This window comes from Bradyrhizobium sp. 147 (genome assembly GCF_023073935.1).
Lineage (GTDB): Bacteria > Pseudomonadota > Alphaproteobacteria > Rhizobiales > Xanthobacteraceae > Bradyrhizobium.
This window is the reverse complement of record NZ_JADPKL010000048.1, coordinates 1-11,784: the sequence shown is the minus strand read 5'-3', so window position 1 is coordinate 11,784 and position 11,784 is coordinate 1. Positions and strand designations below refer to the sequence as shown.

Annotated in this window: 12 protein-coding genes; 7 read left to right on the top strand and 5 right to left on the bottom strand. The window is 61.6% G+C overall.

Annotated features, from left to right (window positions below; all coding sequences use genetic code 11):
* The coding region (locus IVA87_RS11375; RefSeq protein ID WP_247333593.1) for a hypothetical protein at window positions 1–218 on the bottom strand (218 nt) is incomplete at its 3' end.
* A 241-nt stretch (window positions 219–459) separates the two neighbouring features.
* On the opposite strand from IVA87_RS11375, the gene mobQ reads away from it, so the two are divergent.
* Window positions 460–1,650, top strand: coding sequence for a MobQ family relaxase (gene mobQ / locus IVA87_RS11370; protein WP_247299895.1), 1,191 nt, complete (start codon window positions 460–462; stop codon window positions 1,648–1,650).
* Window positions 1,651–1,674: 24 nt separating this feature from the next.
* Here the strand turns inward: mobQ and IVA87_RS11365 are convergent, their stop codons facing one another.
* Entirely contained in the window at window positions 1,675–2,262 is a 588-nt protein-coding gene (locus IVA87_RS11365; protein ID WP_247299893.1) for a hypothetical protein, read from the bottom strand.
* A 400-nt stretch (window positions 2,263–2,662) separates the two neighbouring features.
* Here IVA87_RS11365 and IVA87_RS11360 point away from each other — a divergent pair, with 400 nt between their 5' ends.
* The 6 genes from IVA87_RS11360 (at window position 2,663) to IVA87_RS11335 (ending at window position 8,575) form a co-directional block, all read left to right on the top strand.
* On the top strand, window positions 2,663–2,980 hold the full coding sequence (locus tag IVA87_RS11360) for a hypothetical protein (protein ID WP_247299892.1): 318 nt from the start codon (window positions 2,663–2,665) through the stop codon (window positions 2,978–2,980).
* A complete protein-coding gene (locus tag IVA87_RS11355; RefSeq protein ID WP_247299890.1) occupies window positions 2,977–3,237 on the top strand; it encodes a hypothetical protein in 261 nt (86 codons plus the stop codon). Before IVA87_RS11360 ends, IVA87_RS11355 begins: the two co-directional genes overlap by 4 nt.
* Before the next feature lie 50 nt (window positions 3,238–3,287).
* Window positions 3,288–4,202: a tyrosine-type recombinase/integrase gene (locus tag IVA87_RS11350; RefSeq protein WP_247304047.1), complete on the top strand. Its 915-nt coding sequence runs from the start codon at window positions 3,288–3,290 to the stop codon at window positions 4,200–4,202.
* 142 nt (window positions 4,203–4,344) lie between these two features.
* Window positions 4,345–4,932 (top strand): hypothetical protein, encoded by a 588-nt coding sequence (locus tag IVA87_RS11345; protein WP_247299914.1) that lies wholly within the window; start codon window positions 4,345–4,347, stop codon window positions 4,930–4,932.
* Window positions 4,933–5,994, top strand: coding sequence for an XRE family transcriptional regulator (locus IVA87_RS11340; protein WP_247299911.1), 1,062 nt, complete (start codon window positions 4,933–4,935; stop codon window positions 5,992–5,994).
* A gap of 175 nt (window positions 5,995–6,169) precedes the next feature.
* The gene (locus tag IVA87_RS11335) at window positions 6,170–8,575 is read left to right on the top strand and encodes a hypothetical protein (protein WP_247299909.1); all 2,406 of its coding nucleotides are present in this window, start codon (window positions 6,170–6,172) and stop codon (window positions 8,573–8,575) included.
* Between the two features lie 500 nt (window positions 8,576–9,075).
* Here the strand turns inward: IVA87_RS11335 and IVA87_RS11330 are convergent, their stop codons facing one another.
* The 3 genes from IVA87_RS11330 to IVA87_RS11320 all read right to left on the bottom strand — a co-directional run.
* On the bottom strand, window positions 9,076–9,684 hold the full coding sequence (locus IVA87_RS11330) for a hypothetical protein (RefSeq protein ID WP_247299906.1): 609 nt from the start codon (window positions 9,682–9,684) through the stop codon (window positions 9,076–9,078).
* A gap of 1,243 nt (window positions 9,685–10,927) precedes the next feature.
* Window positions 10,928–11,575: a hypothetical protein gene (locus IVA87_RS11325; RefSeq protein ID WP_247299902.1), complete on the bottom strand. Its 648-nt coding sequence runs from the start codon at window positions 11,573–11,575 to the stop codon at window positions 10,928–10,930.
* 13 nt (window positions 11,576–11,588) lie between these two features.
* On the bottom strand, window positions 11,589–11,784 hold a 196-nt coding region (locus IVA87_RS11320), incomplete at its 5' end, for a hypothetical protein (RefSeq protein ID WP_247333592.1).

Sequence of the window (11,784 nt, the reverse complement as noted above, 5' to 3'; positions counted from 1 at the left end):
TCCGGAAGACCGTCGTTGTCGATGATCGAGACCAGCTGCTTGGCATTGGCAGGGCTGTCGTAGGCCCATCGGATCACAACAGCGCCGACGACCTTCGCCTCCCGTTCATCCCTGGCTTGGATTTCTGCCTCCACACGTGCGGTCTCAGCGGCAAGCGCCGTCAGCCTCTGTTCCGGGGTGCGCTTGATGCGCTTCGGCTTGGTCTCGGTCGTGTCCATGTTCGAAGCTCGCTTTTTGAGAGTTGCATTCGAGGGGCGGGCAAAGCTAGGGTTGAGTCCCGAAGGGCGCGGTTACGTCTCGGACTGCGTCCGACACCCGCGGTCCTCAGGGGCTGCGCCCCGCCGGACGGCTTCCCCCCAGTCCGGCGCTTAGGCGCCGGACGTCAGGGTTCCTCACCCTGAAACCGAGCCAGCGTCGGGCCGCTGGACCACGTATGTGCGCACAGGGCGCGGTGACGGGATGGCGCTGTACCGCTTCGAGCTGAAGGTGATCGGCCGCTCCGGCGGGCGTTCGGCCGTCGCCGCAGCCGCCTATCGCTCCGGCACCCGGATGGTCTGCGCCCGCCGCGGCCAAGTCTTCGACTACAGGCGGCGCAAGGGCGTCTCGTCGCGCGAACTCCTCGCTCCCCCAAGCGCACCGGCATGGGCTCGCACGGATCGCCAGAAGCTCTGGCAGATGGTGGAGGCGAGCGAACGCCGGGTCGACAGTAGGCTCGCGAAAGAGGCCGTACTCTCGTTGCCGCGCGAGCTGAGCGTCGAGGATCGCGTCCGGCTGGTCCGCGCGTTCGTCGAGCGGGAGATTGTCGCGCTCGGTCTTGTCGCGGACATCGCGCACCACGACGGACGGACGGGAAAAGACGATCCGGACGGCGGCAATCCGCACGCTCACGTGCTGATCTCGACTCGTCGCGTCGGTCCCGATGGGTTCGAAGGCAAGGAAAAAGCTCTCGACGCTCGAGACACCCTGTTGCATCTCCGTGAAGCGTGGGCTTCGCATCTGAACGAAGCGCTCGAGCGTGCCGGAGCGCCGACGCGGGTCAGCCACCTCTCGCTCGCGGCACAATGCGAGGACGCCAAGGCTGAGGCTGCCGATGCGCGCGCCAGCGGTGACACGGAGAAGGCGGACGAAGCCGACGCAGCGGTTTTCGTGCTTGATCGGAAGCCGGAGCCGAAGCTCGGGCGGGGACACCACCTCCGAACCCGCGCTGGCATTCAGACCGACCAAGGCGAGGCCGTAGACGCGCTCCGGATTGAGCGTGCCCGCCGACAAACGCTGACCGCGACCCTGCGCACGCTGCTCCGAAAGGCCGCGCAGTTTCGGTTGCAACTCGGCGACCGCCTGCGTCAAAGCTTGAGCGAAGGTGCCATGGCCTCGCTGCGGGATACCAACCTCGCGGTGTCGGTGGGTCGCTTGGCACGCGGCGAAGGGGAGCGCCTGACTCCCGATGAGCGCATCAAGGCACAGGAACGACAGCGCGCGTTGAGGCACGAACAAGCTGAGCGGCGCTTGGCTTTGGGAGATGGTGAGCAGGCCTCGGCACGTGAGCGCGACCTGCGTCGAGAGGAGATTGAGCGCCATCGTATCGAACAGGAGTTACTGAGGGTCCGCGCCGTGATGCGGCGAGATCGTGGACGTGGGATCGGCCGCTGAGCGGCCGATCCACGGGCCGGCGCGCTAGTCCCTGCCCCACCCATCGTTCCGAACCGGCTTGCGGGACTTGGGCTTGCGCTTCTGTTCGGCCTTCGGGGTGAGGTTCGGCGGCACCGGAGCCGGAGCCGGCTGAGGAACGACGGGAGCGGGCTTGGCCTCCGCGTCTTTCTTGGCGCGCGCGTCGATGATGAGATCGCCGATGGTACGGTCGAAATTCGGCCCGTCATCGACGTTCGGTGGGACCTTGCACCGACAGGTCAGACACCGGTCAACGCGCACCCGGATCCGCTCAAACGCGCGTTCGTCCTCGGGCGTGATTTCCTTGTTGTCACGCTTGAGGAGCCGCACGCGGTCCCAGGTATCGATCTCGAAATCCTCGATCTCGCATTCCCAGAGTTCGATCCGCACGTCTTCCGGAACGGGGACGCCCGCAACGTACGTCGCGGTACTCAGAAGAAGGGCATTCTCCTTGCGGCACTCCCATGAAAGGTGACCGGCTCTCCTGACCTGTACGAGATATCGACAATCATGAGGGCGCAGCGGGTTTGAAGCTTCCGGCGCAGCGGAGGCATTCTGATCTTTGCGGTCTTCGTTCTGATTGGAGTTGGACATGTGAGGCCCCGGCATTTCCAGTTGCGAGGCCGTCTATGAATATCGCTCTTTGCCGAAAGTACAGAGCGGAGACCATTGGATAAGTGGGCCGGACCGGCAGACAGTATCTTGAAAAAGCTGAGAAATACTGCTACAAGGAGCAAGAACGACATCATAAAGACGGGAGAGACCCGTCACATGTGGAGGGGCATTCGCCACCCCAGTGAAGTCGATGGACTTCACTGGCCACATGTGAATACATTCTTAAAAGTAACCTAATGGAATTTGGCGGCTCGCCAAAGCCCGAATTGGCGGCAATTCACAGTTTCGTGAAGGAGCTGCCTAGGGTGTGGGCAGCCGCGGGGTGGCGTCTTCTGGGCTGTGATAATGACGCTTATCGGAGGTCAAGACGGAGTCGGTCATGGTGGCGCTGTTGGAGCAGATGCTCCGGGACGTGCGCCGGGAGATCGCCGCGATCGAGATGCGCTCGGCCGCGCGGACTGCTGGGCTCCTCGCCCTAATCCGGGATGGGGCCGACACCGCCGAGCAGGACCGGCTGATGTCGGAGGACATGCGCACCCTGGACGGCCTGCGTCAGGAACAGCGGGTGCTGAAGGAGGCCCTGGAACGCCCCGACCTCCCGGCGAGCGCCCAGGATCTGCTCGATCTCGCCGACGCGAAACTACGCCTTGTCCTTGAGGCCCGACTCCAGCTCCAGGACCTGAGGGGTCAGGGATGACCGTCGCGCCCGTCCCGGCCTCATCGCTCCTCGATGACGCGCTCGCGGACGCAGATCGGGAGATCGCCGAGACTGAGCGGCGGCGCGAACGGCAAGTTCACCTCCTCCACGGCCTCGACCCCGGCACGAAGGCGCGGACCTGCGCCGAGCGCCTCCTGTGCGAGATCGACTGGACCCTCTCAATCAACCACACGCACCGAACGCTCATCCAGAACCTGCTGGCGACCGAAACCTCCAACGACGTGGGTTCCCCGTGACCACCCTTCCTACCCCTGTCGCAGAGACCGCAATCGGCCCCGCGCTCGACTTGGAAGCGGTCGCCGCCCGCGCCGCCGGACTCGCTCGGCAGGCGCGCGCCGCTAACACGCTCCGCGCCTACGAGGCCGACTGGCGGGAATTCGCGGGGTGGTGCGCCGCCCGCGGCCTCGAACCGCTGCCCGCCGCCCCGGCCGTGGTCGGGCTCTACCTCGCCGACTGCGCCGACCGGCTGTCGCTCGCGACCCTCGCCCGGCGGGTGAGCAGCCTCGCCGCCCGGCACCGCCGGGCCGGGCTCGGCCTCGACGTGCGCCACCCGGCCGTGGCCGACGTGCTGGCGGGCCTCCGGCGCGAGCGCGGCTCCGCCCAGCGCCGCGCCGAGGCCCTGACCGTGCCGCGCCTGAAGCAGGTGCTCGCCGGGCTCGGCGACGGCCTCGCCGACCGGCGCGACCGCGCCCTGCTCCTGGTCGGCACCGCCGCCGCGTTGCGGCGCTCCGAGCTGGCCGCCCTCGACGTGGCCGACATCGCCGTCCTGCCCGAGGGCCTGCGGGTCACGATCCGGCGCAGCAAGACCGACGCCGAGGGTCGCGGCGCGGTGCTCGCGGTCGGGCGCACGGGACAGGCGACGTGTCCGGCCGCCGCCTACACGGCGTGGCTTGCCGCGACCGGGATCGCCGAGGGGGCGGCGTTCCGCGCCGTCGACCGTCACGGCCGCCTCGGCGGGCGGCTGTCCGGCAACGCCGTCGCGCTGATCGTCCAGCGCCGCGCTGGCGCCGCCGGGCTCGACGCGGCGGCCTATGCGGGCCACTCCATGCGGGCGGGGTTCGCGACCTCGGCCGCCCATGCCGGGGTTGGCGAGATCCGGATCGCTCACCAGACCCGTCACGCCTCGCTCAGCACCCTGCGCCGGTACGTCCGTGAGGGGGCCCTGTTCGCCGACAATCTCGCTGTCGAGATCGGATTGTAGCGCTTCCAGGGCTCTCGTCTGGGACGCCCAGGAGTCCAAAGCGTAAGGCCCGACAAGGAGTTGCGGCTCGGTTATTGAAACGGTTATATTTTCCGCCATATCCTTCCAAGGGCGCGACGTGCTGCCGGATGGAGAGGGCCTTATGGACGTGGAAGAAGACCAGTCGCGCCAGATGGCGATCATCGAGCCCCTGCTGCTCGGCATCCACGACGCCTTGTACGAGGCGGTCGCCACCTACAACGGTGACGGGTACTCGGATGCGGTTCGTGCGCAGCACAGTGATCGCGCTGCCGCGTGCTGCATCTACGACCACGCCGAACGAGCGCTGATGGACCGCTTCGACGGCACGCCTGGGGTGAACTTCCTGGATCGCCGGGGGCTTCACCTGCTCAACTACCGGGATCAGGCGCTGATCCGGGTCAAGAAGGTGAACGGGTTAGGCCAACACGCTAACTACCAGACCCTGCAACAGCAGGATTATGACGACGAGATGCCCCTCCTCGATCTGCCCGAGGCGGCCGTGCGTCTGTATGCGGGCTACCAAATGGATGCCGCCGGGGCCGCGATCGAGCGGGTGATGATTGTCAGGCAGATCGGCAAGGACGTGATCTGGACGGCGCAGGTCACCGCTACGGAAGCCCAGGCTGCGTGGGTGGACATCACGCCGGAGCGGATCCCTGACACTGGTCGGACCGACTTTGAGGCGGCGCGTGCGAGACGAGGACGCTAAGTGACCGACGCGGTCTTCAACGCTGACATGCTGAGACTCGCGCGTGAGGCGCGCGAGATGACCCAGGCTGATCTGGCGAGAGAGGCGTCTGTCACGCAGGCGCTCATCTCGAAGCTCGAACACGGCCTGATCGGCCAACCCTCCGACGAGGTGCTGGGCAACCTCGCGAAGGCACTCCGCTTCCCTACAGCCTTCTTCCATCAGCGCGAGCGCGCGATCGGGTTCCCCGCCTTTCACTACCGCAAGCGCACGAAGCTCGGCGCGAAGCCACTCGCGCGGATCGGTGCGGTCATCAACATCCGGCGTCAGCACGTGGCGAGGCTCTTGCGCTCCTACGACCTGGAAGTCGCCAAGCCGATCCCTCAGATCGACCTGGACGAGAGCGGCCTCACGCCAGAGAAGGTCGCCGAGCGGCTGCGCGCGTACTGGATGCTGCCGCGTGGGCCGGTCGCCTGCGTGGTTGATACGATTGAGCAGGCGGGCGGCATCGTCATCATGACGAGCTTCCACACCAAGCTTCTGGACGGCATCAGCTTCCGTTCGGAGGGCATGCCACCGCTCTTCTTCATGAACAAGGATGTTGCCGGGGACCGCTTCCGTTTCTCGCTCGCGCACGAGCTTGGACACATCGTTATGCACACCGTGCCTGACGACGATCAGAAGATGGAAGAGGAGGCGCACCGCTTCGCTGCGGCTTTCCTCATGCCTGCCTCGGATATCAAATCATATTTGATATCTCCTAAGATTACTGCTCTCGGTAGAGTGAAAGCGTACTGGAAGGTCTCTATAAAAAGCTTGATTAAAAGAACTTACGACCTAAAATTAATTACTGATTCTCAGTACAAAAACATGAATGTTCAGTATAATAAATCTTTCAACGAGGGTGAGCCATACGAAATACAGGTAGAAGAACCTTGGCGCCTTAGAGATATCATCAAGTATCACTGCAACGAGCTTGGATACAGCTTGTCTGACTTGGCGCGCCTTCTGGCTGCGAACGAAGCCGACGTTGAGCGCGCGTATCTCCCGCGCCAGGGCCTACGCCTCGTGGTTTCGAACTGAGTTTTGGGTCCCCTTCTACGTGACGAGGACGCGTGTCCAGTAGGCGTTGTCTCCGCCGCCCTCGACTACGAGAACCCCATGGGTGAGGATATTCACGACGCTGCCACAGCGCTTGCCACGGCATATGCGAACGGCGATGTCTACCGTGCATCGGGCATGGTCCAGCGGGAACATAATGTCTCTGTACAAAAAACTACAAGATGTCCGCAGCGAGGAAGACGTCAAAGATGTTTACATTCAGGCGTTAGGCTTGAAGAAATATACCAAAGGGCTAATTGATATTCGTACGAAGGAAATGTGGTTCGAGGCTAAACATCACGGCAAGGACTCAAGTTATAAGATGTTCACCCAGCTTCTGCATTATGTGCAGGATGGGTTGAATAAAGGGGACGAGTTACCACCGTTCCTGGCAGTAATGGATACTGAGAAGGCGGCTCTGATGAAGACCGCTGATGTTATTCCATTTTTGAAAAAGAAGACGATAAAATGGGGCAAGTCGGCTACTAAATTCCCGAAGGAGGCGCTCGACCAAGTATCCGCGTTCATTGGAACAAGGATGGTCTCGTTCAGGATAGCGACGCACGAAGATGAATTCATCAGTACTGTAAAAGCCGCTCTGACAAAGGGCGATATTATCCGCATTTCGATCACGCCAGATAATTTGAAGCAAGTTTTCGATAAATGGGTCGAGATGATCGGTCGGGAAATCGGCGGTGCTCCGGTAGATAAATATGCCCTTCTCTTTTTCGCCGACATCATGCATGACGGAACCAAGGCGACTCATGAAAACTTGCCGGCCGAACTTCTCCATCAAGGAGAAGCGCCCGTATTTTCCCTCGACGGTAAACTTTATAAACTAGGTAATCGTGAGGGTTACCGTCAGTTCTGGTCAATTTATCACCGCCCACCAGATGAGGAGTATCGCAATTACTTATTAGAGCGTCGCGACTCCCTAATCCCGCTAGACGAGCGTAGCTTCAAGGGCGCTTTCTATACTCCACTCCACGTGGTTGATAAAGCCTACGATAAGTTAGCCGACGTTCTTGGGAAGAACTGGCAGAAGAACTACATAGTTTGGGACATGTGCTGCGGCGTTGGGAACTTGGAAACCAAGCATTCCAACCCGCGAAACGTTTTTATGAGTACATTAGATCAAGCTGACGTCGATGTTATGAAAGCTACTAGAACCTGCGTTTCCGCCACTCGGTTTCAATATGATTATCTCAATGATGACATTACGGCTGATGGCAGAATTGACTATAGCCTCACCAACAAAGTGCCGCCCGCTCTGCGGCAGGCAATCGCCGAAGGTCGAAAGATCCTGATACTTATCAATCCGCCATATGCAGAAGCTGCAAACATAGATAACATCACAAGTTCTCGTGGGAAAAATTCAGAGAGCAAAAAAAGCGTTTCAAAGACGCAGATTGCTAAAACGATCAGTGATTTTGGATACGCTTCGCGCGAACTATTCGTGCAATTTCTAGTGCGGATCGCCAAAGAGATACCAAACGCTACCTTGGCTATGTTCAGTACCTTGAAATATGTAAATGCTCCAAATTTTGAGCCATTCAGGTCGTTTTGGAATGCATCTTATCTCGGCGGTTTCTTGGTGCCTAGCAAAGCATTCGATGGTCTAAATGGGAATTTCCCTATTGGCTTCCTTATTTGGGAAACCGATAATTCCGCAAAAAAGAAGACACCAATTACAAACATAGTTGCGGAGGTTCTTAATAAAAAAGGCGAAGCAATTGGCGAAAAGCAATTCTATAATCTACCAAGTGAGCGATTTCTGAGCAATTGGATTAAGCGGGCAAGGTCTAATAAGGATGACGCCCTGCCCTTGAAAGGCGCGCTCGTGCCAACGACTAGTATTAAAGATGTGCGTGGCACTAAATGGGCAGACGGAGCGATCGGCGGAATGATTGCGCCCGGTGGTGATGTTCAACACGCAAATCTTACCGCCTTGCTATCATCAGGGTACTGTAGCGCAGGCGGTTTTTTCGTCACCAAGGAAAATCTCTGGAAATCGGCAGTTGTGTTTGCGGTACGGCGTCTAGTTAAGCCGTCGTGGCTCAATGATCGGGATCAGTTCTTACAGCCTGATGAGCCTCTTACTGAAGAATTTAAGATGGACTGCTTAGTCTGGATGTTGTTCAGCACACAAAATCTGACGGCTGGCGCGAACGGATTGGAGTGGAATGGTCGCCAATGGAGTCTGGTCAATCACTTTATTCCGTTCACCGAGGCTGAAGTTAATGCACCTGACCGATTTGAATCAGATTTTATGGTTCAATACCTACATAAAAAGAAGTTTTCGGTTGAGGCTTCCGCAGTCTTACGAGCAGGTAAAATCCTTTGGCAAACGTATTTCTCCATCACCGATGTATATAGCGTTCGTCAAAGCCTCAAACTCAATCGCCCCGATGTTGGATGGTATCAGATCCGATCCGCTCTTGGTCGACGCGAGGAACAGAAAGACAAAATCGAAACCGAATTTGCTGTCTTTGACTCAACCTACGAGACGCTGACATCGAAGCTAGCACCGATGATTTATGATCTTGGCTTCCTAAAAACTTAGCGTGCAGCAGCGGCTCATGCTGGTAAGCAAGCAGGCGAGATCTCGGGACACGAGGCGGAGAGAGAACGTTCGTCTCCGCGCTGTCAATCTGCATAGGTATGGGCGCTTAGCGTACGTTTTCGAACATCCTCTGCGATGACCCCGAGTTGGCGTAGACGAAATACCAAAGGTCCAAACCGGGTGAACGACGACGCCTTCACAGATGAGCTGAGATCGGCCCTGGAGGCCCTGATCTCGGAAGCCCGTGCAGCAGGCCCAGGGCGGGTTGTGACCGCGGCCGAGCGCGCTGCGATAATCTGGGTCACGGACCGCCAGGAAGCCCCCGAGGCCGCCCGCCGCGATCTGCCGGTACCAGAGACCGCACGCCGCTTGCAGTAGGATCCCGGCCGCCCTGGCTCCTGTGGTGGGCGACGCGATCTCTCGTTCATGACGGACACCCGTACCCACGACGATCTACGAACTTACAGCCTCCCAGATCCGGACTGGTGCACAACTGCGGTTCAGCCGGCGAGCCGACGCCACCATGGGCGTGCTTTCCAGGCTTCCAGCTCGGCGCGGGCCTGGGCGGTCTCCGCTTCGGCTCTCTTCTCCAAAGCACTCAACTCTACCCGTGATTGAGCCGCTGCGGCATCGGCCAATGCTAATCGCGCTTGCAGCTCGCGCTCGCGACCCCCGGCCTCCTCAACGACCTGGGCGAGTTGCCGAGCGAGAGCGGCGACCTCCCCGACTAAGTGATCGGATTTCTCAGTCTCGGCGCTCCTGTCAGCTACCGCCTGCGACAGAGCTTGCTGCGCCTCTGTGAGAGCCCGCTCGAGCCGTTCGATATGGGCGGTTAGGAAGGCAACGAAGGTCCTTTCGAGAGGGCCTTCGACAGGAGGCTCAGCATCGATTTCGCTTTCATCGAGAGGGGTTTCGACACCTCTCTTGAGAGCCCGCTCAAACTCTTCGATAGGGATCTCTATCCGGGTCCTACCGTCGTTACCGGGGAGCCTACGCCAGCCCTGTCGGCGCACGAGCTGCCGAGCTGAAGCCGGTTTCAGAGAGAATGCTTCCTCGATCTCCGCATACGTCATGATGCGGGACGAAACCCCCTTCGACACCTCGCTCATGACAGCCCCTCGGTCACTCGGAATGAGACGGACGAGAGGGTGTGTCCATAACTCTTTCGAAAGGGTATCTGACCGCCCTTTCGAGACCCCCGTCGAGGGAGGGCTTACCGTAGCCGTGTTGACTGCCTGTGTCGGTACGGGGATGGTGGGCGAATGCCGGACTCGTGCCGGTTCGAGGAGATAACCGCCACGACGGCAACGTAGAAAAAGCAACGGCCCCTCAGGCGCCAACCTGAGAGGCCGTGGACCGATCTCATAGAGACCGGCGGGGGATCAAACACCTCCCGACAGTCTCACGAGCACCCTTAGGGGTCAAGACGGGACGCCAATCCCGTCAACGGTCTTGCTCGTTCTGTGGAAGGGTGTCGCCCGCTAAGGCGATGCTCGCTGCTGTGCCGTGGCCCGCAAGGGCTGGGACATGTTCGCTGAAGAACTTAGGCGCGCCGTCGAGGTTGCGCCCCGGGGCGCGCTGCCCGAGGTGGCGGCGCTGCTGTGGCGCGCCTTCGGGGCGGGCCAGGTGAGTGAGGCCGAGGCCGAGGCGCTGTCGGCGCTGATCGAGGGGCGGACGGTCATCCCGGCCGCGCCCGTGCCGCCGCGAAGGCCTGCTAGCTCCCGGCCGCGGAGCGACGCCCCGCCGGGCCGACCGTCCATCTTCCCCCCGAAACGCCATCAGCGCTCGCCGGATCGCGCTCGGTCACTAGAGCGACGGCGGACCTTGGCTGCCTCTGGTCCAATGCCCCCGGCGCTCGCGGCCCGGCACACGACTGGCGAACTCGCCGCGTTACGGATCATCGCCGACGAGGTGCGGGCGCGCGGCGCATGTGAACTGTGCGTGTCGGCCATCGCGGCGCGAGCCGGGGTGTCGGCCTCGACGGCACGCAACGCGATCCGGACGGCTGCCCGTTCCGGGCTTCTCCACGTCGAGGAGCGCCGCCTTCTCGGCCGGCGCAATGATCCCAACCGCATCACCATCGTGGATGCCGCTTGGCGGGCTTGGATCGCGAAGGGCGGCCGAACCGGGGGGGGTGCCTTCAAAAAACTCGAGCCCACGGACAGAGGATCTCAGAAAGCGCAATCTTGGAGCGGTCAGCGGCCAGCGGAAACGTCGCAAAGAGCTGCCGGGAGGCAGGGTCGGGCGAGGGCAAGGCCACCTTCCGATTCCGGACCGGGTCCGTCACGGCGAGTGCCATCCATGCGGTAGGCTCATGCACCCGATCGTCATTCCGAACGGCCCGCTGCGCACTCAGTAGCCGTCGAGCACGGCGTACTCGCCACGCGGGCCGAACCGCGGCGCGCTCAGGTCGATGCGGACGCACAGGCGCGTGCGCCTGTCATCGGACTGGCAGTTCGTCAGCACCACGCGGCCTGCGCGGCGTTGCCAGTCCTCGGCCCGCGCCTGGAGCGTCGGCAATGCGACGCGCAGGCGCTCGACTTCGGCGGCGAGGCGGGCGCGTTCCGCCTGACCCCAGAAGGTAGACGCGGCGACGCCGGCAAACTGTGCGCCGGTGGCGCCCAGCACGACGAGGCTCAGAACTGCGGTGAGGCGAAGTGTCAGCCGAGCCGTTGCCTGTCGAACCCCGTGCGTCGCTGCGTCGATCTCACCGCGCGCGTCGTGCAGCGCGGCCACGACCTCGCTGCGCAGTCGGTCGGCCCCGAGCGCGGAGACCGTCGTGTCCAACGACGCGACGCGGTCGGACAGCGTTCCGAAGGCCGGCCCGAGGGCCGACACGTCGAGGGTGAGGGTACGAGGTTTTGCAGCCGCCATCTCGGCCGCCTGTGCGGCCTTGAGCGTCCCCTGCATGTCCTGCCCGAGTCGGTCCACGTCGCGGCGGACTGCCTTGAGCGTGTCGAGCAACTCAATGACGGGGTCGGTTGAGTTCGCGCCGTCCATTGTCGGCAGGGTCCTACGAGTGCTCCGTCTCGGTGGGCGGAACAGGATCCTGTCTCATGGAGAAGATGTGCAGGCGGCCGAGAAGGTCGGTGACCCTTCGGAGGTCCACATCCGGAAGACCGTCGTTGTCGATGATCGAGACCAGCTGCTTGGCATTGGCAGGGCTGTCGTAGGCCCATCGGATCACAACAGCGCCGACGACCTTCGCC

What these genes read in the sequence shown, in the direction of transcription:
- IVA87_RS11365 (WP_247299893.1), bottom strand. Translation starts at nt 2,262, where the DNA reads ATGTCCAACTCCAATCAGAACGAAGACCGCAAAGATCAGAATGCCTCC.
- IVA87_RS11335 (WP_247299909.1), top strand. Translation starts at nt 6,170, where the DNA reads ATGTCTCTGTACAAAAAACTACAAGATGTCCGCAGCGAGGAAGACGTC.
- IVA87_RS11345 (WP_247299914.1), top strand. Translation starts at nt 4,345, where the DNA reads ATGGACGTGGAAGAAGACCAGTCGCGCCAGATGGCGATCATCGAGCCC.
- IVA87_RS11330 (WP_247299906.1), bottom strand. Translation starts at nt 9,684, where the DNA reads ATGAGCGAGGTGTCGAAGGGGGTTTCGTCCCGCATCATGACGTATGCG.
- IVA87_RS11325 (WP_247299902.1), bottom strand. Translation starts at nt 11,575, where the DNA reads ATGGACGGCGCGAACTCAACCGACCCCGTCATTGAGTTGCTCGACACG.
- IVA87_RS11355 (WP_247299890.1), top strand. Translation starts at nt 2,977, where the DNA reads ATGACCGTCGCGCCCGTCCCGGCCTCATCGCTCCTCGATGACGCGCTC.
- mobQ (WP_247299895.1), top strand. Translation starts at nt 460, where the DNA reads ATGGCGCTGTACCGCTTCGAGCTGAAGGTGATCGGCCGCTCCGGCGGG.
- IVA87_RS11360 (WP_247299892.1), top strand. Translation starts at nt 2,663, where the DNA reads ATGGTGGCGCTGTTGGAGCAGATGCTCCGGGACGTGCGCCGGGAGATC.